Consider the following 25053-nt stretch of genomic DNA (forward strand, 5'->3'; position numbering starts at 1 on the left):
TGGATCACTCGATCTGGGTGGTGAGTAGAGAGTAGAACTTAGCTCTTAATCAGGTCGAGATAGCGCGCTCCAGCACTATCGATAAGCAAAGCGCTTGCCCTAGGGGGCAGGCTCTCGGGGTGATCAAGGTCCCAATCCGATAAAACCCAGCGCTGCCAATTTTGAGCGCCTAAAGATTCTTCATGATGGGCAGGCAAGTGGGTGTGCCCATGAATTAATCTGTTTCCAGATTGATCTTTTATTACAGAGGCACATGCTTGTTGCGTCACATCCATTTTGACTTGATGTGATCTAGGACGTTGCTGTGCTTGGTATTGACTATGGCTATTGCTTCGTAGATGTTGCGCGATTGCTTTGCGCCAATTGAGCGGCAAACCTAAGAATATTTTTTGTATCCAGGGCTTTCTGACCCAGTGACGAAATGCTTGGTAGCCGATATCGGCAGTACATAAAGCATCACCATGCGCGAGTACCCAACTTTGCGAAGCAATCTCAACTGTGCTTGGGTCTGACAAGAGCGTCATACCCGTTTTCTTAATAAAACTTTTACCGATTAAAAAATCCCGGTTACCGTGTAAGTAGTAAGTTTTTACTTTGGTAGAAAGATTGGCGATTGTGCGTTGAACTTCTTGCTGGAAGGGGGAGGATGCCGCTGCATCATCACCCACCCAGTATTCAAACAAGTCACCCAGAATAAACACCGCCTCGACTTTTGGAGCTTCTTTTTCACAGAAGTCAAAAAAACGTTGCGCCGTCAAGGGCATTGACGGCGTCAGGTGTAGATCCGATATGAGCAGTGCGCTCGCGTATTGCGGAATCATTCCTCGAGAACAGTTGCCTTATCGATGACAACATCTTCTGATGGAACGTCTTGATGAAAACCAGAGCTACCAGTCTTTACCTTGCGAATGGTGTCGACCACATCCATGCCGTCTGTGACTTTGCCAAATACAGCATAACCCCAGCCTTGAGCATTAGGAGCGGTGTGGTTCAGGAAATCATTGTCATTGGCATTGATAAAGAATTGAGCAGTAGCAGAATGTGGATCACTTGTGCGAGCCATAGCTACGGTGTAGCGATCATTCTTGAGGCCATTATTCGCTTCGTTTTCAATTTCTGCGCCAGTTGGCTTTTGCTTCATGCCAGCAGTCATGCCGCCACCTTGAATCATGAAGTTATCAATGACGCGATGGAAAATCGTGCCATCGTAATGACCGCTTTTTACATACTGTAAAAAATTAGCAACACTTTTAGGTGCCTTAGCTGCATCAAGAGTCAGGGTGATGTCACCCTTATTGGTTTTTAGGAGTACTTTCGCCATTATTAGATCTACTTTCTGGAAGGTTAGTGGATGGGTTGTTACTTGGCAGTGAATCCGGACTTGGATTTACTGCAGGGTTGAATGCGGGATTGGGGGTGCGACTTACGGGTCGTTTCGCCGGAGGTTTTAGGACATCTAAAAGTGCCTTAGCGCGGTTGGCATACTGTCGTTGATTTAACAGTGCATTTTTGGCGGCATCCTCATAGGCTTGGGCGCCAAGACGAATATAGATCTCACCTAAATTGGCAGATGCAATTGCATAACTAGGGCGCAGTTTTAATGCCAGCTCCAAATAATCTCGCGCTTCAATCCATTGCCCTTGGTTAGCGGCAATCGCAGCAAGATTATTATAAGGCTCAGGCAATTCTGGAAACTGCTGAGTAATCTCAATCAAAGTTTTTTTAGCTTGATCAAACTGGCGCATCTCAATTTGCAAGCGTGCCTTTACAAAACGTAACTGCACATTGCGTGGAGTCTTTTTGAGATCCACATTAATTTGAGTGACTGCATCTTGATATTTGCGTGCCTTGATGAGTTTCTCTACATCGGAGGGGACAGCATTTTTAGTAATGGGGTCTGGCTCAATGATCAAGAAAGATAAAAATGGAACGCCAACAGTCTCAGATAACTCAGGATTTAAGGGGTCATATCCAATATCTGCCGATAATCTTGGCGTATCAATGGGGCTATAGCCACCTAAATAAGGTTGAGCTGCGGTCTGTGAGGTGCCCACTCCTTTAGCGTTCATTGCCGCAATTTCTGCGTCAGCACGCTGCTGGGCAGGGGTGCTGCAGCCTGATAAGAGTGCCAGGATTGCCGAAGTGGCAAAAGCTAGGGTAAAGACCTTATTGAGGGTAGGACGTGGCGCTGGGGCGTTGTAGGGCATAGGTGCAGGGGTGTGAAACGGGCTCATTCGATATACTCAGCGCTCAGTCTAACAAATTGGCGCTACTTGCCCCACCTTTATAGCCCTATGCTGCAAATCTATAACACCCTTAGTCGTTCAAAACAGGTCTTTAAGCCCATAGTCCCGGGCAAGGTGAAGATGTACGTCTGTGGTATGACGGTTTATGACTTTTGCCACATTGGCCACGCCAGGGTCATGATTGTCTTTGATATGGTGGTTCGTTGGCTCAGGGCTAGCGGCTATGAAGTGGTGTACGTCCGCAATATCACCGATATTGATGACAAGATCATCAAAAGGGCTATTGAGAACGGCGAGCCAATTTCTGCGTTAACAAATCGCTTTATTGACGCTATGCATGCTGACTCTGATGAGTTGGGCCTAATGCACCCCGATCAAGAACCCCGCGCCACGGATTACATCGCACAGATGCAGGGCATGATTGGCAAGCTGATTGAAAACGAATTGGCATACCAGGCAAATGATGGCGATGTAAATTTTGCTGTGCGCTTATTGCCACGCTATGGTCAATTATCAGGCAAGACCTTAGATGAATTAAATGCTGGCGAGCGGGTTGCAGTAGGCGATGGCAAGCGTGATCCACTTGATTTTGTTTTATGGAAAAGCGCAAAGGCTGAAGAGCCAGCAGATACGCGCTGGAAATCACCGTGGGGCGAGGGCCGTCCTGGTTGGCATATTGAATGTTCGGCAATGTCATGTGATTTATTGGGTGAACACTTTGATATTCATGGTGGTGGCGCAGACTTACAGTTCCCGCACCATGAAAATGAAATTGCCCAAAGCGAAGGTGCCTTGTATGGCAAAGACCGCAAAGAAGACGATGCCCCCTTTGTGAATTACTGGATGCATAACGGACACATCCGTGTAAATGAAGAAAAGATGTCCAAATCTCTGGGCAACTTCTTTTTAATACGTGACGTCTTAAAGAGTTTTGATCCTGAAGTACTGCGCTTTTTTATGTTGAAGGCCCATTACCGCAGCCCAATTAATTACAGCGATGCACAACTTGAAGAGGCGCGTTCTGGGTTGGCTCGCCTATATACAGCCTTGGCGCAAGCGCATCAAGACCAAGCAATGTCTTTAGATCAAAACAATCCATGGGCAAAGCGCTTTGCTGATGCCATGAATGATGACTTCAATACGCCAGAAGCGATTGCAGTTCTTTTCGACCTGGCAAGTGAAGTGAATCGTGCACAAGGCGATGAAAAGCAGTTGCTCGCAAATACATTGAAGGCCCTAGGCGCGCCCTTGAATTTCTTGCAACGTGATCCAACTGCGTTTTTGCAAGCAGGCACTAAAGATCAGGATGGCTTAAGTTCTGCGCAAATTGAAGAACACATTGCGGCCCGAGTTGCTGCTAAACAAGCAAAAGATTTCGCAAAGGCAGACTTGATCCGAAAAACATTGCTAGAGCAGGGAATTGTTCTCGAAGACAAACCCGGTGGCTTAACAGAATGGCGTAGAGCTTAATGACTGCAGTTAAAGACAAAATGGAAAAAGTAGAGAAAACGGAATCTATTTTGCAAGAAGTTGCGCCTGATTATTGGGAGCAAGCCTGTAAAGAGTTGATGAAGCATGATCGTATTCTGAAAAAACTGATTCCTAAAATTGGATCCGGATTTTTAGTGACACGCGGTGATTCATTTAATACTTTGGCAAGATCAATAGTTGGGCAGCAGATTTCAGTAGCTGCGGCGCAATCAGTGTGGAATAAAGTGGTTGCCGCCAGTAAAAAGAAAGTTACTCCCAAAAATATCCTAGCGCTCTCTGTAGAGGAGTTACGCGCTGCTGGTTTGTCTGGACGCAAGGTTGAGTACATCCGAGATTTAGCCGATCACTTTGATTCTGGTCGACTACATGCCAATCAGTGGAAAGATATGGATGATGAGAGCGTGATCAAGGAATTAAGCTCAATTCGGGGGATTGGTCGCTGGACTGCCGAAATGTTCCTGATCTTCAATATGATCCGCCCGAATATTCTGCCTTTAGACGATGTTGGTCTCATTAAGGCCATTTCCCTTAATTACTTCAGTGGAGAGCCTGTCAGCCGCCATGAGGCCCGTGAAGTAGCTGCCAATTGGGCACCGTGGCGTACGGTTGCCACCTGGTATATGTGGAGAAGTATCGACCCAAACCCAGTTGAATATTAAAATCAGATCATGAAAACGACTTTCCTGGATTTTGAGCAACAAATCGCTGAATTAGAGTCAAAGATTGAAGAGCTGCGTTTTGTGCAAGATGAGTCATCGGTAGACATCTCCGATGAGATCAAAACGCTTGCTGAAAAAAGTCAGCAACTTACCAAAGACGTTTACGCTAATCTGACGCCTTGGCAAGTATCTCAAGTAGCGCGTCATCCGCAGCGTCCTTACACGCTAGATTATGTTGGCGCTTTATTTACTGACTTTCATGAACTGCATGGCGATCGTACTTTTGCGGATGATCAATCGATCATCGGTGGCTTAGCCCGTTTTGAGAATCAACCTTGTATGGTGATCGGCCATCAAAAAGGCCGCGATACTAAAGAGCGTGCTCTGCGAAACTTCGGCATGAGTCGACCTGAGGGTTATCGCAAGGCAATGCGCCTAATGCGCCTTGCAGAAAAATTTGGTATTCCGGTATTTACCTTTGTTGATACTCCGGGTGCATTCCCTGGTATTGATGCAGAAGAGCGCAATCAGTCTGAAGCGATTGGCCGTAACTTATTTGTGCAAGCAGAACTTGAAGTTCCAATCATCGCCACAATTATTGGTGAGGGCGGTTCCGGCGGTGCTTTAGCAATTGCTATGGGTGACGTCGTTCTGATGCTTCAAAACTCTACTTACTCAGTAATCTCGCCTGAAGGTTGCGCTTCCATTCTGTGGAAGACGGCTGATAAGGCTCCAGAGGCTGCCGAGCAGCTAGGCTTAACGGCGCAACGTCTAAAGACTTTAGGTCTGATTGACAAGATTGTTGCCGAGCCTATTGGTGGCGCACATCGTGATTACGACAATATGATGAGCAATATGCGTAAGGCACTTACTGAGTCTTTAAAAACTTTTGATGGCATGAAAGTAGATGTATTGCTTGAGCGCCGTCATGAGCGCTTGATGAGTTATGGCAAGTTCAAGGAAATCACTGCAAAGTCCTAATTTAGGAAAACGAATTGCGGTTGCCTTAAGTGGCGGCCTCGATTCGGTTGTGTTGCTCGACACGGTTTGTAAGGCGCAAGCTAAAGCAACAATACAAAACAAAAATCAAATTTATGCCTTTCATATTCATCATGGCTTACAAAAGCCTGCTGATGAATGGTTGATCTTTTGCGAAAAGCTCGCTAAAAAATACAAGATTCATTTTGACTTCAGGCTTCTTCATCTCAATACCGAAGAAGCGCAAGGCAATATCGAGGCCAGAGCAAGAGCAGGCCGTTATGAGGCTCTCACAGATCTTTGTGAAGAATATGGCATTGAGGATTTGCTCTTAGCGCATCACCAAAATGATCAGGCTGAAACAGTTCTTCTCCAACTCCTGCGGGGTTCTGGCGTAGCGGGCTTATCAGGTATGCCTACAAGCAGGGAGGTCTCCACCAAATCAAGTATCACGCTTTGGCGGCCACTCTTAAATCAAAGCAGACAAGAGCTTGAGGCTTATGCAAAAGAACATAAGCTCAAATGGATTGAAGACCCTAGCAATCAAGATATTAAATACCGTCGCAATGCAGTTCGCAAAAGAATTATTCCGGCACTAGAAAAAATTCAGCCAGAGGCATTGGTCAATATGGCGCGCAGTTCACAGTTACTTGGAGAAGCGCAAACCTTACTGAATCGCTTGGCACAACAGGATGGAAAAAGCATTCTTAGTAATGATCAGTTAAAAGTAATTCCTTTGCTGGCATTGGCTAAAGACGATCTACCAGCGGCTAACAATGTATTGCGTTACTGGTTACAAACGCAACAGTTGGCGATGCCATCTCAAGAGCGTTTACAAGCTTGGTGGCGTGACCTTGCAAAAGTCAAGACAGATGCAAAACTGGAGTGGCTGCATGACGAGAGAAAAATTTACTTATGGCGTGGCATGTTGCAAGTTGCCAACTTAGATGAAGGGCGCTGGGTTCTCAAAACGTTACCTGCAAACTCCAAGCAATTGGGTCTCCCGGCGGATTGGTTAAAAACAGCGCAAGAGAACAATCAAGTCACCCTCAGAGAACGCATAGGCTCCGAGAAGGTTCAGATTAAGCCCAGGACCCCCCGTAAAACCCTCAAAAACCTGTACCAGGAGGCTGATGTGCCGCCCTGGGAGCGTCAAGCACCTTTGCTCTACGTCAATGATGAATTGATCGCTGTAGCCGGAATTGGGTTGAGTTATCCGCACCTGATATCCACCGGCAGGCGCGTGATCCCGGAATGGGTGCAAAACCCTGTAAAATAAGCCCTTTTTAGACCTCCAGGGAATCATTTCCTTGTTATAGATAGTTAAATAGACGGTTTTTATGGCTCTTATCGTTCACAAGTATGGCGGCACCTCAATGGGCTCGACTGAGCGCATTGCCAATGTTGCCAAGCGCGTTGCCAAATGGATGCGTGCAGGCCACCAAGTGGTGGTTGTACCCTCGGCCATGTCAGGTGAAACCAATCGCTTGCTTGGTCTTGCAAAAGAAATCAATCCTGATGCACATCCCCGCGAGTTAGATCAAATTGCATCGACTGGTGAGCAAGTTAGCTCAGGCTTGCTGGCGCTGGCATTAATGCGCGAAGGTATTGATGCAGTGAGTTACGCTGGTTGGCAGGTAACTGTGCATACTGATTCAGCATTCACCAAAGCTCGTATTAAGAGTATCGATGACAAAAAAATCCTGGCTGACCTCAATGCAGGTCGTGCTGTAGTAGTTACTGGATTCCAGGGTGTAGATCCTAACGGCAACATCACTACCTTAGGTCGCGGTGGTTCTGATACTTCAGCAGTAGCGATGGCAGCGGCTTTAAAGGCGGATGAATGCTTAATCTATACAGACGTTGATGGCGTATATACAACTGACCCACGAGTCTGTGAAGATGCGCATCGCTTAGATAAGATTACTTTTGAAGAGATGTTAGAAATGGCAAGCTTAGGTTCAAAGGTATTACAGATTCGTTCAGTTGAATTTGCAGGTAAGTACAAAGTTAAAACCCGGGTTCTGTCTTCTTTGACAGACCCATTGATGCCTTTAGACCAAGAGATGAAGTCGGGCACCTTGATTACATTTGAAGAGGACAGCACTATGGAAGCCGCAGTTATTTCCGGCATCGCCTTTGCGCGTGATGAAGCAAAGATTACCGTTCTTGGAGTTCCTGATCGTCCAGGTATCGCATATCAAATCCTTGGCCCGATTGCGGATGCCAACATTGATGTAGACATCATTATTCAGAACCAATCTGTTGAGGGTAAGACAGACTTTACATTTACAGTTCCACGCGCCGACTACCAAAAGGCCTTGGATATTCTGAAGAACACTGTTCAAGCGCACATTGAAGCAAAAGAAATCTCTGGTGATCCAAAGGTTTCTAAAGTTTCAGTAGTAGGCGTAGGCATGCGTTCACATGTTGGTATCGCTAGCAAGATGTTCCGTACCTTGTCGGAAGAGGGTATCAATATCCTGATGATCTCCACCAGTGAAATCAAGATCTCAGTAGTCATTGATGAGAAATACATGGAATTGGCTGTACGCGCCTTGCACAAGGCATTTGAGCTGGACCAGAGGTAAGCCAAAAGCGCAATTAACCCCTCAGAAGCGGTTATCCGTTAAACTGTGAGGCGTTGTATTAGTAAGAAGTACGGAGACGTGGCCGAGCTGGTCGAAGGCACTCCCCTGCTAAGGGAGCATCGGGGCTAAAACTCTGATCGGAGGTTCGAATCCTCTCGTCTCCGCCAGTACTTTTGGCATTTTTTCTGTTTTTCACTATATGCATCAATGACTTAGCCTCATAACCGGGGCTTTTTCTTTATTACTCCCGCTTACCAGTACGCTTACCACTCAAGCAATATTTGATTCCGGATGTGTGACTAATGCAATTTGAGCTAACGATTACTCAGCACACCTTGATGGCATGGTTAATTAATTGTTGAGAAGCTAAAAAAGTTCAATAGATTCAGCTAGAAAACTGAACTGTAAGAATTTGCATCAGGCCTATGCTTATTGGGCTTATGAACCGAGATAGTGCCGATAGTGATGAAGCACAGAGGCTCCTCTTTATCTTTAAATAAAAATAATTCCCTCATCTTTTGGCTGTAAAGAGCCTTACCGCTTGATAGTCCTGAGCCAAATCCTAAAGCATTAGCCATTAGCAAAATATTTTGAATTGCACACCCTGCGGAGATGAGTTTTTCTTGCTCGGGAATATTGTCAAGTTCATTGTTCAGCTTAGCGGTTGCCAATAAAAGCAAGGGGCCTCGAAAAGCTTTCTGCTTTGCTTCATCAATTTGAGTTAGCGTTGCGCTTGGGTCTCTTGCTATGAGTGCGTCTGCAAATAAGTCACCTAATAAATTACGACTTTCGGGACTGACTTCATAAAAGTGCCAAGGCGTTACCTTTCCATGGTCGGGAGCGGCTCCAGCCGCATTCAAAATTTCTAATTTCTGGGGTAGGTTAGGGCCTGGTGCAATCAGTCTTTTAGGAGAAACATGCTGGCGACTATGGATCAGCGCATGAGCAAAGCCTCCGAGTAAATCTAAATTATCAGAAGCCAAAATCACTTAGTCCTGGATGGTCATCAGGCCTTCTTCCTAGGGGCCAAAAAAACTTTCGGTTAGATTCTTTAATGGGTAAATCATTGATGCTAGCGAAACGTCTCATCATGAAACCATTTTCATTGAACTCCCAATTCTCATTACCAAAGCTTCGCGACCAGTTACCAAAGTCATCATGACATTCGTAGGCAAAACGAACCGCAATGCGGTTATCTGTAAATGCCCATAATTCCTTAATCAGGCGGTAGTCAAGCTCCTTGGCCCATTTGCGGCGAAGAAACTCTTTGACTTGTTCTCTGCCTTTAGGGAATTCAGCCCGATTTCGCCAAATAGTATCTTCCGTATAAACCAGGGAAACCTTCTCGGGATCTCTTGTATTCCAAGCATCTTCAGCCATTCGAATTTTTTGAATTGCTGTTTCTTTAGTAAAAGGGGGTAGGGGTAGTTTTTGTTCCATAGTATTTTGCGGTTAATCTTTCGGAATAATAAGAATAAACAGGGATTTGCATACAATAGCAAAATTAGTACCACTTTTGGTGCATTCAAAATAAGCCTTTAATGAGATCGCTTTTGAGACATTTTTTTAAAAAGTTAATTACCATTTTTCTTCCGGAAACTACCTCAGTTTCTTGGTTAGAGAGGTTTAGATCGGCTTTAGGAGTTGTGCTGGGCTTGCTCGCAATAATGGGTCTTGGTTTATTGCTTGCAAGTTACGGAAACGCATCACCATGGATTGTCGCCTCGATGGGTGCCACTGCATTTTTATTATTTGTCTTGCCTTCAAGCCCAATGGCGCAACCATGGGCGGTTATAGGGGGTAGTTGCGTTTCTGCTTTGATAGGTGTTGCTTGTACGCAGTTTGTTCACGAATTGCCATTATTAATCCCCCTGTCCGTTGGGCTCGCAATTTTGGCAATGTTTACTTTGCGTTGCTTACACGCGCCTGCTGCAGCTTTGGCCCTTTTGATTCCTTTGGGCGGAATGGTAGACTTTCATTTTGTGCTTTTCCCGGTCTTGGGTAATGCTGTTTTATTGGTTTTGTGCGCAGTTATTTATAACTCCCTAACGGGCAGGCCATATCCGCAACGCCCTAAGGCCGTCTTGGATTCATCTCCACTGCAAAAACGAAATCGTAAGATCGAGGACCAAGAAATTAACGCTGTCTTGGAGAGCTATAACCAAGTACTAGATATCAGTAAGGATGATTTAGCCAATCTGATTTCTCAAGTTGAGCATGGGGCATATCAAAAGAAGTTGCAAGGTATGCTGTGTAAAAATATTATGACCACTGAAGTCTTATATGTTGGCATGGATTCACCTTTGGATCAGGCATGGAATCTTTTACGCAATCGTCATGTTAAAGCGTTACCGGTGATAGATGGCGCACGTAGGGTGCTTGGGATCATTACTTTAGAGGACTTTATTAAAAGTGCGGCGGTTGATTTTCATCAAAGCTTTGGGCAACGCATCAGGGGGTTTATGCGAGCCGCTGTTCCTGGCTTAAATAGCTTACCAAATGCAGTTGGACAGGTAATGAGTAAGCCGGTAAGGGTAATTAGTGAAGATCGAAATATGCTTGACTTGGCTGAGATATTTTGTGGTGATGGTCATCACCATATCCCCGTAATTAATGATAATAAGCAGTTGGTAGGAATGATTACTCAGTCTGACTTTGTAAAAGCTATTGACCAATCCATTGATATCAGATGAAAAATATTTTCAGAAAACTGATTAATTTCTTTCATCAAATTGCACCACCTCAGGACCAATACTCTTGGTTTGATAGGTTGCGAGTATCGATTGGTGTTGGCCTAACTATTTTTGCGATAGCCCTATTGAATCTTCTATGGGGTGATATGACTCAAGATGAGAACATGGTGACGGCAGTTTTTGGAGTCAGCGCTTTATGCATTTTCCTATTTCCCAATAGTAAATTCTTTTCGCCCTTAACTTTAATAGAGGCAAATCTATTAGCTTCCTGCGTAGCCTTCATTTGTGTTTATCTGATGCCATCGATTTCTGTGGGCATTCCATTCGCCGTCATTGGCACAATAGTTGGAATGTATTTACTGGGGTGTATGCATCCGCCAGCGGTTTTCTTAAGTATTTTTATAGTAATGGCTGGAACTAATAGCTATAACTTTGTCTTGCATCCTGTTTTGGCCGACTCTCTTGTGTTGACCTTGGCGAGTTTTTTAAACAAGGCTTTAATAAAGCGTTCGTTAGGCTAAGCTGTGCTACCCCCAAACACTCCAATCCTTGGATTGTGGTGAAGGTTCATTCCACTTCACTGGGTAAAGCAGGGCTTTCCCGGGAGTGAGGCGACTCCAGATGGCTGCTACAACCGCAAGAATTGTCACCCCTACCAAAACTACTGCTACGAGATGGCCAAAGCCAGCGTGCGCCTGGATCATGATAAGTGGATTTGCACCAGCTGGCGGATGTACAGTTTGTGTAAGCAACAAGACCGCCAAAGTAATTACCTCAGCAAGCAAGTAAACCCATAAAGCATCATCAAAGAGCTGGTAGCAGACAATACCAATAAGTGCGCTGATGAGGTGCCCGCCAAATAAAGCTCTTGGCTGTGCTGCAGGAGCGCCAGTCAAGCCAAACAGAAATATCGTAGAGCCACCCAGTGATGCAAGCAGTAATGGTGATGCCGGTGGTTTTGTAACAATTAAAGCCAATCCAAGTGCAACCATTGCGCCTAGCGAAACCCATGCCAAACGTTCAACTATTTTGAGCATGACTTAGTGTAATCCAGCCATCGTAGATATTTGAATGGCTTGCCTGAGAATTGAGCTCGGACATTTGACTTGCCCAGATAGAATTTGCTCGGTAACGGATGCCGTTGAAATGGCGTCAATCTCTAAAAACAGTCTGAGATCTTCAAAGCGCTCTTCGGGGGTTGTCATTTCATTCGCATTTGGAAGCAAAAAATGCATTTCTGGCAATCGCTGCAGAGAAGCGGTTGGCTCACCCTCGCTTCCCCTCATCAAAATTGCATTTGCTGAACGAAGTTGAAAAAATTCTCGTAGTTTTTCTGGATATTCTGGGTGGGTGTAGTTAGAAACTTGCCAAGAGCTCTGAAGCGTTGGATTAATCAGTTTTGCCAGCACATGACCAGTATTCCGCAGACCAATTCTTTCTCTGATATCTAATAATTTTTGAAGGGCTGGGGAAATCACATTAAGAGGGCAAAAGATCGGTTGATTCAATGCCAGGAGGGCGCCAAATTCATCTTTGGACTTGAGAATTGGCCAGCCAAGAGACTTAAAAATTTCATGGCTCGTTACCCTAGTTAGATCTTTTTCGACCCCCTGAACAAGCACTGTAAAACCATAACTAGACAGCATGCCAGCAAGAAGTGGCGTTAAGTTTGCTTGCTTTCTAGCCCCGTTATAACTTGGTAAGACTATGGTGGGGCGTGTGCCAAGATTCAGTAAATTCAGATGCGGTTGTAGGGCGTCCATAAAGCCCATGAGCTCAGAGACAGACTCACCCTTGATGCGCATAGCAATACAAAATGCACCCAGCTCTAGATCGCTGACATTGCCATCTAGAATTTGTGTGAAGACTTCTTTTGCCTGATTGCGATCAAGGTCGCCGGCGCCTTTGCTGCCTCGGCCAATGACTTTTAAGAATGATTTGATGCTCATTGAAGGATTATGCCGCTACTTCCACTTTCTTGAGAAAGCTGACAATAATTTGCTTGACTTCGGGTTTGCAGGAACCGCAATTGGTTCCACATTGCGTTTCAGATTGAAGAGAGGTCATGGCGTCTTCGGGGGAGGTTCCTGCTGGCATCTTGCTTAAGCATTGCTTCATTGTGTCTGCAGATACATTAAAGCAATTACAAATTGCCTTACCTTTGGGTTTAATTTCTATAGGGGGTTTGCTAACAGGCATCAACAAAGACCGACCAAGGGTTTTTGCATCTAAGCCGCTTTCTAGGTACTCTCTTAACCAGGTAGTACTTGCTAGGCTTTCAATGGAGCCAGTCAGCATTGCAGATAGAACCTTCTCTTGAGCGCGAACAAGTCGTACTACGCCTCTGCGCTTATCGATATAGCGCATCACGGGCTCTCCAGATTCCTCATCCAACTTAAATTTACGTATTATTTGCTTTAAAGCTTGCGCGGCAAGAGAGTCTGATTCTTCTAGCGGGTCATCGTGGTGGGCGGCCTTGAATGAAATCCCAATGAGGTCACCATCCTGCTCTCTACCAAATAGAACGCATTGGGCGGAATCGAAATGAGGCAAGATGCTGCGCAAACTATTTTGAACAAAAAATACTTCTTCTTTGGAAAATAAGCCGAAAGCCACTAAATGCCAGGGAAGGTTTGCTGGCAAAATCTTGACGGCTGAATGTTTCAGTTCGGGCTGACCGGATACAGGGTCGATCATGTTGCAAGTAAGGCCGTTGACTCCGCGGCCCGGTGTTTTACCAGCAGCGCCTGAAATAAATTCAGAACCCCAGTGCATGGCAATAAAGGCTTGCGAGGAGGCGATATCGTCTGAGACTTTGATTGGGAAGATCTCACTACCTCTGCGACTGGTGACATGAACTAAATCACCATTTTCTAAATTCATCCTGCCAGCATCTTTGGGTGACATCTCCACACAAGGCTCTGGTGCATGTCCATAAAGTGTTCCAATGGTTCCCGTTCTACTCATCCCATGCCATTGATCTCTGAGGCGCCCAGTATTTAAGGCAAATGGGTAGCGAGCATCTACAGATTCTGCGGTTGCTTTATAGGGTGCAGCAATAAAGTGAGCTTTTTTATCTTTGGTAGGAAAAACGCCATTTTCATAAAGACGTTTTTTGCCAAAGAAATCTCCTTTGGGCATAGGCCATTGCTGTGGTCCGCGTTCCTCAAGGATTTTGTAGCTTAAACCAGTAATATCGAGATCGCGACCGGCTGTACTCTCACGATGCTCATCCCAAATATCCTCAGGTCCGGCGTAAGGAAATAGAGTGGATGTCCCTTCTTTTCTATTGCCTGGTAATAGCGCTTCAAGAGCTATTCCAATTTCAAGAGCGATCTGCCAATCATGTTTAGCAGACGCATAAGGATCAATTGCGGGATTTACTTTGGAAATTCTTCGCTCTGAATTTGTAACTGTCCCCACTTTTTCTGCCCAGGTAGTGGCGGGCAACAACACATCTGCATATAGGGTGGTGGCTGTGTGCGCATAAGCTTCCTGCACTACAACAAATTCTGCTTTGCTTAATCCCTCGTGAACTGCATTGAGATCGGGCATCGATTGTGCTGGGTTTGTACAGACGATCCATATGGCTTTTAGTTTTTCAGTACGCAATGCCTCAAACATGGGAATGGCACTAAGACCTGGCTTTTCGGGAACTGAATCCACCCCCCACAGGTTTGCAACTTCTGCACGATGTTCTGGGTTGGCAAGATCACGGTGTGCGGATAGTAGATTGGCTAAACCTCCAACCTCCCGACCACCCATGGCATTGGGTTGTCCAGTCAAAGAGAATGGACCAGCACCAGCTTTCCCTATTTGACCGGTGGCTAAATGTAAGTTAACTAAGGCAGCATTCTTGGCTGTACCTGATGCTGATTGATTTAATCCCTGGCAGTACATCGATAGGGTTGCAGGTGAAGTAGCAAACCATTGCGCCGCTTGGAACAAGTCTTTTTCATTAATACCGCAGATCTGACTTACTGCCTTAGGCGTGAAATCTCTAACCAAATCACGTAGCGCATCAAAATCCGCCGTATATGAGTTGATATAAGACTCATCAATCCATTTCTCCCAGAGCATGATGTAAAGCATCCCGTGATAGAGAGCAACATCAGTACCAGGTTGTATCTGTAGGTAGAGATCAGCTTCTTTGGCGGTATCGGTTTTTCTGGGGTCAACAACAATAACTTTGAGATCCGGATTATTTTTACGGGCATCCTCAAGACGTCTATACAAAATCGGATGAGCAAAAGCGGTATTTGATCCCGTAATAAAAATAGTGGATGCAGAATCAATATCTTCATAGCAACAGGGTGGGGCATCCATCCCCAAGGTTTGCTTGTAGCCAGCTACCGCACTAGACATACATAGGCGTGAGTTGGTATCAATATTGTTAGAGCCAATCAAGCCCTTCATTAACTTATTGAAGATGTAATAGTCTTCGGTCAGTAATTGACCAGACACATAAATGCCAACAGATTCTGAACCATGCTCTTGAATGATGTCGGCAAATTTTTGGGCAACAGTTTGAATTACCTCGGGCCAAGAAATATCTACCGGCTCTTCACCCCTTGTTTTGCGGATGGCTGGTGAACCCAGCCGAGCCTGTATCTGAAGGCTTGGGTTTGCAGTGAGATGAAGGGTGGAGCCTTTACTGCAGAGTCTGCCAAAGTTTGCAGGATGATCGGGGTCGCCGCGAACCCCGGTTACCTCGATCTTTCCGTTACTTCCTGCGGTTTCAATAATGACGCCACAGCCAACACCGCAATAGCAACAGGTGCTCTTAACTTCAGCCATGAGTAGCTTGCAATTCCTCGCGGCTTAGCCAAACCACACCAGACTCTACTTTGACTGCAAAGGATTTAGCACAGCCTTCATCTGGGGCAACGGCACAGCCGGTGGAGAGATCTATATTCCAGGAATGCAGTGGACAGGTTACGGATTTTCCATGGACAATGCCCTGAGAAAGGGGGCCACCTTTATGCGGGCACTTATCCAATACGGCAAATACTTCGTCTTCTGAATTTCTGAAAATAGCTATTTGACCAGCTGGCGCTTCAATAACCCGAGATCCCAGAACAGGAATCTCATCAACCGTTGTGATTTTTTGCCACTGATCAAGTTGGGCGGTATTAGACATTTCCAGCCTCGACAATAGGAATGGTTTTAAATTGACGAACATCTACACCAGCGCGTTCAAAGTCCTTCCAAGGATCTGGAGCATCCTTTAGATCAAACAGCAGTCTTTCATGGAGAGCTTTACGACTTTCAGCATCGTCGACCACCTTTTGCTTAATGTATTCCATGCCAACTCTTGCCAAGTAATGGACAGTTCGATCCAAATACCAAGCTTCTTCGCGGTACAGCTGTAAGAAGGCACCAGAATATTCACGAACTTCCTCATCAGTTTTAACTTTACAGAGAAATTCCGCCACTTCTGTTTTAATGCCGCCGTTACCACCAATATAAAGTTCCCAGCCAGATTCAACACCAATAATGCCAACATCTTTGATGCCAGCTTCTGCGCAGTTTCGTGGGCAGCCAGACACTGCAAGCTTTACTTTGTGAGGTGCGTACATACCGAAGAGCATTCTCTCTAGATCTACGCCCATTTTCATGGAGGACTGGGTGCCAAAACGACAATGCTCATCACCAACACAAGTTTTCACTGTGCGAATTGATTTGCCATAGGCATGACCTGATGGCATATCCAATTCTTTCCAAACCGCTGGAAGATCATCCTTCTTGATGCCAAGTAAGTCAATTCGTTGGCCGCCAGTTACCTTGACTGTGGGCACTTGGTATTTCTCAGCAACGTCAGCAATTCTGCGTAGTTCAGAAGGAGTAGTTAGACCACCAAACATCCGCGGAATAACTGAGTAGGTGCCATCTTTCTGAATATTGGCATGAGCACGTTCATTAATGAAGCGGGATTGTGGATCATCTTTTGCTTCATGTGGCCATGTGGAGATCAAATAATAATTTAAGGCAGGGCGACAAGTCGCACAACCGTTAGGTGTTCTCCAATTAAGCTCGGCGCGAACTTGCTCTTGAGAAATTAAGTGGCCGGAGCGTATGGCTTGACGAATTTCATCATGAGAAAGATCGGAGCATCCGCAAATCGATTTCTTTCTGGGGGTTGCTGAATAATCTGTGCCAAGAACATTCATCAGCACTTGCTCAACTAGGCCTGTACATGAGCCACAGGAGCTGCTGGCTTTAGTGCATTTCTTCACTTCATCTAGTGTGAATAGACCCTGTTCCCGAATAGCCTTGACAATGGTGCCTTTGGTAACCCCATTGCATCCGCAGATTTCATCTGCATCAGTCATTCCGGCAGCTTTATTGTGGCCTTGATGGCCAACATCGCCAATATTGGATTCACCAAACATCAATGTGTCACGAATTTCTGCAATGCTTTGTTCGTCACGCATGAGCTTGAAATACCAAGTGCTATCTGCTGTATCGCCAAACATGCAGGCACCAATTAAACGATCATCTTTAAGAACTAATTTTTTATACACGCCACCAATAGGATCGGCTAGAGTAATTTCTTCAGTACCTTCGCCTCCCATAAAGTTTCCAGCGGAGAAGAGATCAACACCTGTTACTTTCAGTTTTGTTGATGTTACGGAGCCCTCATAGCGACCGATGCCGTGTTCGGCAAGGTGATTTGCACAAACCTTAGCCTGCTCAAATAAAGGCGCAACTAAACCATAGGCAGTTCCTCGATGGCTTGCGCACTCACCAACTGCATAGACTCTTGGATCAAACGTTTGTAGAGTGTCATTAACAACGATACCTCTTTGGCAATGTAAACCTGCAGATTCGGCTAACGCTGTATTGGGCTTAATACCTGCCGCCATAACAACTAAGTCAGCTGGTATTTCTAATCCACCTTTAAAGCGGATATGGCCGACACGATCGCCAGCAGTATTAGGGGTAATTGCCTCAGTAGAAGTTTTCAGTAAAAACTTAAGACCTTTTTCTTCCAAGGATTTTTGTAGTAAATCAGCCGCTGTTTTATCTAGCTGTCTTTCCATCAACCATTCGGCAAGATGGACCACGGTCACACTCATACCCCTGAGAGCTAGACCATTTGCAGCTTCTAGACCAAGCAGACCGCCGCCAATGACAACCGCATTTTTGTAACGCGTCGCCACATCAATCATCTCATTGGTATCTTTAATATCACGATACGCAATCACGCCAGGTAAATCATTTCCTGGAACGGGCAAGATGAATGGCAAAGAGCCGGTAGCCAGCAATAAGCGATCGTAGCTTTCAACAGTGCCATCATCAGCAATAACAGTGCGCTCTTTGCGATCAATCTTAGTTATGGTTTTTCCAAGATGAAGATGGATACCATTGCTCTTGTACCAATCAAGGTCATTTAGAACAATTTGCTCAAGAGTCTGTTCGCCTGCTAATACCGGGGACAGCAAAATACGGTTGTAGTTGGGATGGGGCTCAGCACCAAAGATAGTGATGTCATAAAGCTCTGGGTCGAGCTTTAATAGTTCCTCGATGGTCCGAACGCCGGCCATCCCATTGCCAATCATGACGAGTTTTTGTTTATTCATGCTTTGATCTTGAAGCTATCTGCATAAGCAGCAGGGTTGGAGCCATTCCACACAACACCATCAAATAATTTGCTGGAGCGCATATCACTTTTTGGTAATGGGGTTTTGGAGGCCGTAGCCGCATCTTTGTAGATAGCGATATTGTTAACCTTCTTCGCAACTGCCAAGTAATCTGGGTGTTCTTTGAGTAATCCCCAGCGCTTATGTTGGGTCATAAACCACATGCCATCAGACAGGTATGGGAAAGTCGCTAAACCGTCGTTATAAAACTTCATCGCATGCGGGTCATCCCATGTCTTGCCGATACCGTTGTTGTAGCGACCCATCATGCGGTCTTGAATCACGCTGACATCGGTATTGACAAACGAAGGTGCAGACACGACTTCTGCAGTTGCATGTTTGTTAGAGGTTGATGCATCAATATATTTTCCCGCCTCCAAGATTGCAGCTGTCACTGCGCGACAAATATTGGGATACTTCTTTGCAAAGTCAGAAGTTGTACCCAGCGCCTTCTCTGGATGATCTTGCCAAATAGCTTGTGTAGTAATGGCTGTAAAGCCAATGCCGTCGATGATTGCACGGGCATTCCAGGGCTCACCTACACAATAGCCATCCATATTTCCGCTACGCATATTCGCCACCATTTGTGGGGGCGGAACAGTGATAATTTTCGCGTCTTTAAATGGATTAATGCCATAGTTCGCTAACCAGTAGTAGAGCCACATAGCGTGTGTACCAGTTGGGAAAGTTTGCGCAAAAGTGTAGTCACGCTTTTCTTTATCCATGACAGCTTTAAGGCTTGCCCCATCAGTAACGCCCTTTTGGTAAAGCGCTTTAGATAAAGTAATTGCTTGGCCGTTATTGTTTAAGGACATCAGGAGTGACATATCTTTTTGTTGTCCACCGATACCCATTTGCAGTCCGTACATCAAGCCATACAGAATGTGCGACATATCATTTTCACCATTCACTAGCTTGTCACGGATTGCAGCCCATGATGCTTCTTTGGTGGGGATGATCTTGACACCATATTTCTTATCTAGACCAAGATGGTTGGCCATGACAACAGAAGAGCAGTCTGTAAGGGCAATGAAACTGACCTTTACATCCGTTTTCTCAGGGGCATCGGAGCCTGCTGCCCATGCACCCGCTTTAACCATTGGATCTATTAAGGACAGAATGCTTGCAGAGCCAATACTTTGGATAAGTTTGCGACGCGTAGGATTCGCATCAGCAACAGTGGGGGTAGTAGCTTCTGGTAATAAACCGCTAATGCTTGTTTTCTCTTTCATGCTGAGCTCCTTTAGTCGATAACTAACGATAAAGAAGTAGTAAGTCCCGACATTAGAGTGGTGGCTCAGTATTGGTGCACCAAATCAAAGCATGAGCATTTTTGGTTCACGTAGAGAATTTAGGGCTATTGCCGACTGTTACAAATGATGCATGGAACAAATTGCACCAAGAACAGCCAAAGCACCCAAATTTAATGGGGCGTTACCTGGCGTCTACCTCATTGGTGCTGGGCCTGGAGCCTCTGATCTCATAACTGTTCGGGGTTCAAGAATTTTGGCTCAGGCAGACATTGTTTTTTATGACGCACTCATTGATATTTCTATGTTGGAGTGGTGTCCTGGCACTAGGATGGTGCAGGTAGGGAAAAGATGCGGATCGCATTCAAGCTCTCAGCACTTCATTAACAAGCAATTGGTGGATGCTGCAGGCAAGTACTCAGTAGTTGTGCGCCTAAAAGGCGGGGATCCGATGATCTTTGGTCGTGCGCAGGAAGAAATTGACGCTCTTGAGAAAGCAAACGTGCGCTATGAGATTGTTCCAGGCATCACTACTGCCTTAGCGGCCTCGGCAGAATTAAAGCAGCCTCCAACTACGAGAGAGTTAAGTAGAACCCTGACGCTGACTACTCTTCCTGGCCGTTGCGCACATGAAGATCATAAAACCGCTATTTACTATATGGCGCGTGATCAGCTATCTGAGGTTGCGACAACATTGATTGCTCAGGGCTACACCGTAGATACACCTGTTTGCTTGATGGAATCGGTCAGCCTGCCAACGCAACGCAGTTTCGCCTGCACATTAGATGAACTGCGCTTTGGTGATGTTCATCATCACTTTTTAGATAAGCAACCTGTTGTGGTGATGGTCGGAGAGGTTTATAGAAAAAAACTGCATACGCTTATCCCATTAATCGAGTCACAAAATCATTTCAACGTATTTCAAGCGGCATCTTAATTACTTACTAGGAGCTATAAATGAATTCATATCGTCCATTTGATCCAGATAGACCTCTGTTTAGCAACCGCTGTAGCTGTGGACAGCATGCATCTGAGTTAGATCATGCAAACTCGCTTTCAGCAATGATGCATGCCGAGCAGCAAAGCGCAGATTTTGTTGAGGCCAGCTTAGTTAAGGCTCTTTTTCCTCAAGAAGATCGTAGACGCGCGTTTTTAAAGGCTGTTGGAGTAGGCGGAGCAATGAGCGCTCTCTCAGGCTTCTTGCCAGTAGGGTCCTTGCAGGCAATGGCACAAGAAAAAGCGCCATTAGAAAAACCAGACCTAAAAATTGGCTTTATCGCAATTACTTGTGCGACTCCACTCATCATGGCTGACCCACTAGGTTTTTATAAAAAACAAGGCCTGAACGTTACGCTTAATAAGACCGCAGGTTGGGCTTTAATTCGTGACAAGATGCTCAATAAAGAGCATGATGCCTCACACTTTTTATCACCAATGCCGATCTCAATGTCAATGGGCTTGGGTTCTGATCCTTCTCAGATGCGTGTGGCCACAATTCAGAACGTGAATGGTCAGGCTATTACGTTAGCTAACAAGCATAAAGATAATCGTGATCCGAAAAACTGGAAAGGCATGAAGTTTGCTGTTCCATTTGAATACTCAATGCATAACTTCTTGCTGCGTTATTACGTAGCTCAAGCTGGCTTAGATCCAGATAAAGACATTCAGATTCGCGTTACACCTCCACCAGAGATGGTGGCTAACTTACGTGCTGGCAATATTGATGGTTTTTTAGGGCCTGATCCATTTAACCAGCGCGCAGTGTATGACGAGGTCGGATTTATACACATCCTGACTAAGCAGATTTGGGATGGTCACCCTTGCTGTGCTTTTGGAACCTCAGAAGAATTTATCCGTAAGAATCCAAACACCTTTGCAGCCCTCTATCGTGCAGTCTTAAATGCTTCGACGATGGCGCGTGATCCTGCGAATAGACCTTTAATTGCTAAAGTAATTTCTACGCCAAATTACCTTAACCAGCCCGAGACAGTTGTAATGCAGGTTCTCACTGGTAAGTTTGCAGATGGTCTAGGCAATGTGCAAAACGTACCAGATCGCATCGACTTCAACCCAATTCCTTGGTACTCCATGGCAACCTGGATGTTGACCCAAATGCAGCGCTGGGGCTATGTCAAAGGCGATGTGAATTACAAGGACATCTCTGAAAAAGTATTCTTGTTGACCGACGCTAAAAAGTATATGGGTGAGACTGGCATTGCAGTTCCACCATTAGCTAAAGTGGGATACAAAAAAGACAAGATTATGGGTAAAGAGTTTGACCCTAGTCAGCCAGCAGCCTATTTGAAATCTTTTCAAACTAATAAAGCATGAACGTAAGGTAAATGAATGAAAACAGTATCAATTAAGGTTAAAGGCGCAATTCTATCGGTTGTGATTTTACTCATGTGCTTATTTATCTGGCATATTGCTACAACACAAAAAGTTACACCGCCGCCTGGGGTATCAACTGGCTCTAGTGAGTACAGCAGCCTCATGGGTCAGGGCGGTAGTGAGCCTGTTCAAAAAACTGGGTTTCCAACCTTAACGCAGATGGGGGAGACTATCTATAAGCAGTTGTCACACCCTTTTTATGACAATGGTCCGAACGATAAGGGAATTGGTATTCAACTGGCCTATTCTTTGGCGCGTGTTGCCTTAGGATTCTTATTGGCGATGATAGTAGCTATTCCGTTTGGATTCTGGATCGGCATGTCACCATTGGCTTACGAGGCATTTAATCCATTCATTCAAATTCTGAAGCCGATTTCGCCATTGGCTTGGATGCCTATCGCGCTCTACACCATCAAAGACTCTGCTATTTCTGGAATCTTTGTGATCTTTATTTGTTCCGTATGGCCAATGCTCCTCAACACAGCATTTGGAGTTGCTAATGTACGTAAAGAATTATTAAACGTTGCCAAGACATTGGAAGTCTCTCCTTTACGTAAGGCATTCTTAGTCATTCTTCCTGCTGCTGCACCAACCATTTTGACTGGTATGCGCATATCCATGGGTATTGCCTGGTTAGTGATCGTTGCTGCTGAGATGCTTGTTGGTGGTACCGGAATTGGTTACTTCTTATGGAATGAGTGGAATAACCTATCGCTCTCCAGTGTTATTTTTGCAATTCTTTTAATTGGTATTGTTGGAATGTTGCTAGATACAGCATTTGGCAAGTTACAAAAGGCGGTTTCGTATGCAGATTGAAAATACATTCCTCAAAGTTTCAAACCTCAGCAAGTCGTATAAAGCTGACGCACCTCCAGTATTTGAAGGAATAGATTTTGAAATCGAAAAAGGAGAGTTTGTTTGTATCATCGGCCATTCCGGATGTGGCAAAACTACTATTTTGAATGTGCTTGCTGGTCTTGAAGAAGCAACTGGCGGCGATGCCATCATGCTTGGTAAGCGTATTCAGGGCCCTGGTTTAGAGCGTGGAGTTGTATTCCAAGGGCATGCATTAATGCCGTGGATGACAGTACTGCAGAATGTGGCTTTTGCAGTGAAGTCAAAGTATCCCGATTGGTCAAAAGAGCAGATTACTGAGCATTCCAAAAAGTATCTAGCAATGGTCGGCTTGGTAAATGCTGAAAATAAAAAACCATCTGAATTATCTGGCGGTATGAAGCAAAGGGTTGGTATTGCAAGAGCCTTTGCAATTGAGCCAAAAATGCTACTACTTGATGAACCATTCGGAGCCTTGGATGCGTTAACTCGTGGGGTTATTCAGGATGAGCTACTCAAAATTTGCAAAGAAACAAATCAAACTGTATTTATGATCACCCACGATGTTGATGAGGCAATCTTGCTTTCTGACAAAATTATGCTGATGAGCAACGGCCCTAATGCACGTATCGCTGAAATCGTTGTCAACACTTTGCCCAAAGGAAGAAAGCGGGCCAATTTACATCATGATGCTATGTATTACCCAATGCGAAACCATTTAGTAGATTTTCTGGTCAATCGATCAAAGGATCTGCAGGTAAAAGGAGCTAAGGGTGAGTTGGATGGTTACAAGCCTGTAATAGTGCTTCCAGGTGTTGATGCGGTTGTTGCTTAATAAACTAAAACTTAAAACTAGGAGAAAAAGATGGATCGTTCAGTAGTTACACAAAAAATTATCGAAGCCAAAGTTCGCAATGGCATGAAGTGGAGTGATATTGCAAAAGCAATAGGAGAATCAAAGGAGTGGGTTACTGCAGGCTGTTTAGGTCAAATGACCTTTACTAAGGTGCAGGCTGAAGCCGCTGGTAAGTTATTTGATTTGACTGATGAAGAGATGGCTTGGTTGCAAATTGTTCCTTATAAAGGATCTCTGCCAACCGCCGTTCCAACAGACCCATTGATCTATCGTTGGTATGAGATTGTGAGTGTTTATGGCACTACTATTAAAGAGTTAATCCATGAAGAGTTTGGCGATGGCATTATGAGTGCAATCGATTTCTCAATGGATATCCAGCGCGAGCCTGATCCAAAGGGTGATCGTGTTCAAGTAGTGCTGTCAGGTAAGTACCTTTCCTACAAGACTTACTAAAAATAGAAGCGCCCCTGAGAACCACCTTCGGGTGGTTTTTTTATTGGAGTATTCTTAGCGGCAACTTGTTTAAAATAGAGATTAAATATGTCAGACATCATAGATTTTAAGGCGCTAGTCAGTCATATTGGGGAGGCCGTGATCATTTCTGATCGGGACGAAAATATTCTCTTTTGGAATCCGTCTGCTGAGCGTATATTTGGTTATAGCTCAGACGAGGCCCTGGGAAAAACACTCAGCATCATTACGCCTGAGCGTTTTAGAGAGCGGCACTCTAAAGGGTATTTTCATACCATTCAGACTGGTGTAACAAAGTATGGAAATACTTTGTTAAGAGTTCCTGCGATGCATAAGGATGGACGGTCTATCTCCATTGCTTTTTCAGTAAGCATGCTTTTCGATGATAGTAAACAACCTATTGCCATAGCTGCGATTGTCCGCGATGAAACTGAACGTTTTCAAGAAGAGCGTAATTTGAAGGCCAAACTGGCAGCATATGAGAGTAGCGAGTAAAGCTCCAACACTAAGATTGCTATAAATTTGCTTGGTTTTAGCCCTTTTGTTTCTCCTTCGCTATTACTTATGCCCATAATTTGCTTACCATCCCGCTTACCAGTGAAACATGGATTTTAGTAAGTTTGAATGGATTACTCGGGAGTAGAGTTTACCTTCTAAGCCATATGGGCAAGGGGTTTAATGGACATTGGTAGACTTTATAATAGGGTCAAAATCTAGATCTCGTCTCCGCCAAGTCATTAGATATTACAAGGGTTGGCGGCTATACAACAACCTTGTTACCAAAAGTGTTACCAAAGCCATCCTGCGGGGTGGCTTTTTCTTTTGGTGCGCCCGGCAGGGTGCACTTACTTGGAGGTGAAAGTCCTCTACACACCCGGTAAGGGGAAGTGTTAGCTAATGGCAAGGGCTTTGTGGGTGACTGCAAGTCTGAAGGAAGCCAAAGGCAAAGC

The 25053-nt window shown here is 45.0% G+C and carries 25 protein-coding genes and 1 tRNA gene; 14 read left to right on the top strand and 12 right to left on the bottom strand.

The features are described 5' to 3' along the window. Positions 1-38 precede the first annotated feature (38 nt). From ICN36_RS07720 to ICN36_RS07730, 3 genes are read right to left on the bottom strand one after another with little or no spacing between them, the layout of a single operon-like run. Positions 39-821, bottom strand: a complete 783-nt coding sequence (locus ICN36_RS07720) for a UDP-2,3-diacylglucosamine diphosphatase (protein ID WP_216227824.1) — start codon at positions 819-821, stop codon at positions 39-41. Further along, positions 818-1321: a peptidylprolyl isomerase gene (locus tag ICN36_RS07725; RefSeq protein ID WP_216227825.1), complete on the bottom strand. Its 504-nt coding sequence runs from the start codon at positions 1319-1321 to the stop codon at positions 818-820. Before ICN36_RS07725 ends, ICN36_RS07720 begins: the two co-directional genes overlap by 4 nt. Next, entirely contained in the window at positions 1293-2234 is a 942-nt protein-coding gene (locus ICN36_RS07730) for a M48 family metallopeptidase (RefSeq protein ID WP_216227826.1), read from the bottom strand. The genes ICN36_RS07725 and ICN36_RS07730 overlap by 29 nt, the downstream gene beginning before the upstream one ends. A 60-nt stretch (positions 2235-2294) precedes the next feature. Here ICN36_RS07730 and cysS point away from each other — a divergent pair, with 60 nt between their 5' ends. The 6 genes from cysS (at position 2295) to ICN36_RS07760 (ending at position 8132) form a co-directional block, all read left to right on the top strand. Next, positions 2295-3716 (top strand): cysteine--tRNA ligase, encoded by a 1422-nt coding sequence (cysS, locus tag ICN36_RS07735; RefSeq protein WP_216227827.1) that lies wholly within the window; start codon positions 2295-2297, stop codon positions 3714-3716. Further along, a complete protein-coding gene (locus ICN36_RS07740; protein ID WP_216227828.1) occupies positions 3716-4396 on the top strand; it encodes a DNA-3-methyladenine glycosylase in 681 nt (226 codons plus the stop codon). The genes cysS and ICN36_RS07740 overlap by 1 nt, the downstream gene beginning before the upstream one ends. Positions 4397-4405: 9 nt before the next feature. Then, the gene (locus ICN36_RS07745; protein ID WP_216227829.1) at positions 4406-5377 is read left to right on the top strand and encodes an acetyl-CoA carboxylase carboxyltransferase subunit alpha; all 972 of its coding nucleotides are present in this window, start codon (positions 4406-4408) and stop codon (positions 5375-5377) included. Continuing rightward, a complete protein-coding gene (tilS, locus tag ICN36_RS07750) occupies positions 5343-6653 on the top strand; it encodes a tRNA lysidine(34) synthetase TilS (protein WP_216227830.1) in 1311 nt (436 codons plus the stop codon). The genes ICN36_RS07745 and tilS overlap by 35 nt, the downstream gene beginning before the upstream one ends. 61 nt (positions 6654-6714) lie before the next feature. After that, complete coding sequence (locus tag ICN36_RS07755) at positions 6715-7965, top strand: aspartate kinase (protein WP_216227831.1); 1251 nt, start codon at positions 6715-6717, stop codon at positions 7963-7965. A gap of 72 nt (positions 7966-8037) precedes the next feature. Next, positions 8038-8132 (top strand) — tRNA-Ser (locus ICN36_RS07760). Positions 8133-8354: 222 nt separating this feature from the next. Here ICN36_RS07760 and ICN36_RS07765 read toward each other — a convergent pair. Together ICN36_RS07765 and ICN36_RS07770 are read right to left on the bottom strand one after the other, a co-directional pair. Continuing rightward, positions 8355-8948, bottom strand: coding sequence for a nitroreductase (locus ICN36_RS07765; RefSeq protein ID WP_216227832.1), 594 nt, complete (start codon positions 8946-8948; stop codon positions 8355-8357). Next, positions 8938-9405 carry a nuclear transport factor 2 family protein gene (locus ICN36_RS07770; RefSeq protein ID WP_216227833.1) on the bottom strand — a complete coding sequence of 156 codons (468 nt, stop codon included), beginning with the start codon at positions 9403-9405 and terminating at the stop codon, positions 8938-8940. The genes ICN36_RS07765 and ICN36_RS07770 overlap by 11 nt, the downstream gene beginning before the upstream one ends. A gap of 215 nt (positions 9406-9620) precedes the next feature. On the opposite strand from ICN36_RS07770, the gene ICN36_RS07775 reads away from it, so the two are divergent. Continuing rightward, on the top strand, positions 9621-10658 hold the full coding sequence (locus ICN36_RS07775; protein WP_215360113.1) for an HPP family protein: 1038 nt from the start codon (positions 9621-9623) through the stop codon (positions 10656-10658). Continuing rightward, positions 10655-11179, top strand: a complete 525-nt coding sequence (locus ICN36_RS07780; RefSeq protein ID WP_216227834.1) for an HPP family protein — start codon at positions 10655-10657, stop codon at positions 11177-11179. The genes ICN36_RS07775 and ICN36_RS07780 overlap by 4 nt, the downstream gene beginning before the upstream one ends. 6 nt (positions 11180-11185) lie before the next feature. Here ICN36_RS07780 and ICN36_RS07785 read toward each other — a convergent pair whose 3' ends face one another. From ICN36_RS07785 to ICN36_RS07810, 6 genes are read right to left on the bottom strand one after another with little or no spacing between them, the layout of a single operon-like run. Beyond that, positions 11186-11695 (bottom strand): HPP family protein, encoded by a 510-nt coding sequence (locus ICN36_RS07785; protein WP_216227835.1) that lies wholly within the window; start codon positions 11693-11695, stop codon positions 11186-11188. Positions 11696-11698: 3 nt separating this feature from the next. Then, positions 11699-12607 carry a DNA-binding protein YbiB gene (gene ybiB, locus ICN36_RS07790; RefSeq protein ID WP_216227836.1) on the bottom strand — a complete coding sequence of 303 codons (909 nt, stop codon included), beginning with the start codon at positions 12605-12607 and terminating at the stop codon, positions 11699-11701. A 7-nt stretch (positions 12608-12614) separates the two neighbouring features. Continuing rightward, a complete protein-coding gene (locus tag ICN36_RS07795) occupies positions 12615-15455 on the bottom strand; it encodes a nitrate reductase (protein ID WP_216227837.1) in 2841 nt (946 codons plus the stop codon). Continuing rightward, positions 15448-15798 (bottom strand): nitrite reductase small subunit NirD, encoded by a 351-nt coding sequence (gene nirD / locus ICN36_RS07800; protein ID WP_011902842.1) that lies wholly within the window; start codon positions 15796-15798, stop codon positions 15448-15450. Before nirD ends, ICN36_RS07795 begins: the two co-directional genes overlap by 8 nt. Continuing rightward, positions 15791-18241, bottom strand: coding sequence for a nitrite reductase large subunit NirB (gene nirB / locus ICN36_RS07805; protein ID WP_216227838.1), 2451 nt, complete (start codon positions 18239-18241; stop codon positions 15791-15793). The genes nirD and nirB overlap by 8 nt, the downstream gene beginning before the upstream one ends. Beyond that, the gene (locus ICN36_RS07810) at positions 18238-19533 is read right to left on the bottom strand and encodes a CmpA/NrtA family ABC transporter substrate-binding protein (RefSeq protein ID WP_216862066.1); all 1296 of its coding nucleotides are present in this window, start codon (positions 19531-19533) and stop codon (positions 18238-18240) included. Before ICN36_RS07810 ends, nirB begins: the two co-directional genes overlap by 4 nt. Before the next feature lie 151 nt (positions 19534-19684). On the opposite strand from ICN36_RS07810, the gene cobA reads away from it, so the two are divergent. From cobA to ICN36_RS07840, 6 genes are all read left to right on the top strand, one after another. Next, entirely contained in the window at positions 19685-20488 is an 804-nt protein-coding gene (gene cobA, locus ICN36_RS07815; RefSeq protein WP_072582323.1) for a uroporphyrinogen-III C-methyltransferase, read from the top strand. Between the two features lie 20 nt (positions 20489-20508). Beyond that, a complete protein-coding gene (locus ICN36_RS07820; protein WP_215311195.1) occupies positions 20509-21882 on the top strand; it encodes a CmpA/NrtA family ABC transporter substrate-binding protein in 1374 nt (457 codons plus the stop codon). Between the two features lie 15 nt (positions 21883-21897). Continuing rightward, entirely contained in the window at positions 21898-22758 is an 861-nt protein-coding gene (gene ntrB, locus ICN36_RS07825; protein WP_216227839.1) for a nitrate ABC transporter permease, read from the top strand. Beyond that, positions 22748-23611, top strand: coding sequence for an ABC transporter ATP-binding protein (locus ICN36_RS07830; RefSeq protein ID WP_215345032.1), 864 nt, complete (start codon positions 22748-22750; stop codon positions 23609-23611). The genes ntrB and ICN36_RS07830 overlap by 11 nt, the downstream gene beginning before the upstream one ends. Before the next feature lie 30 nt (positions 23612-23641). Continuing rightward, on the top strand, positions 23642-24085 hold the full coding sequence (gene cynS, locus ICN36_RS07835) for a cyanase (protein ID WP_011902835.1): 444 nt from the start codon (positions 23642-23644) through the stop codon (positions 24083-24085). An 87-nt stretch (positions 24086-24172) separates the two neighbouring features. Continuing rightward, positions 24173-24598 (top strand): PAS domain S-box protein, encoded by a 426-nt coding sequence (locus ICN36_RS07840; protein ID WP_216227840.1) that lies wholly within the window; start codon positions 24173-24175, stop codon positions 24596-24598. A 265-nt stretch (positions 24599-24863) separates the two neighbouring features. On the opposite strand, the gene ICN36_RS07845 is transcribed toward ICN36_RS07840, so the two are convergent. After that, positions 24864-25053, bottom strand: a 190-nt coding sequence (locus ICN36_RS07845) for a hypothetical protein (RefSeq protein WP_216227841.1), incomplete at its 5' end; no start/stop codon positions are given.

Source organism: Polynucleobacter sp. UK-Gri1-W3, from assembly GCF_018881595.1.
Classification (GTDB): Bacteria; Pseudomonadota; Gammaproteobacteria; order Burkholderiales; family Burkholderiaceae; genus Polynucleobacter.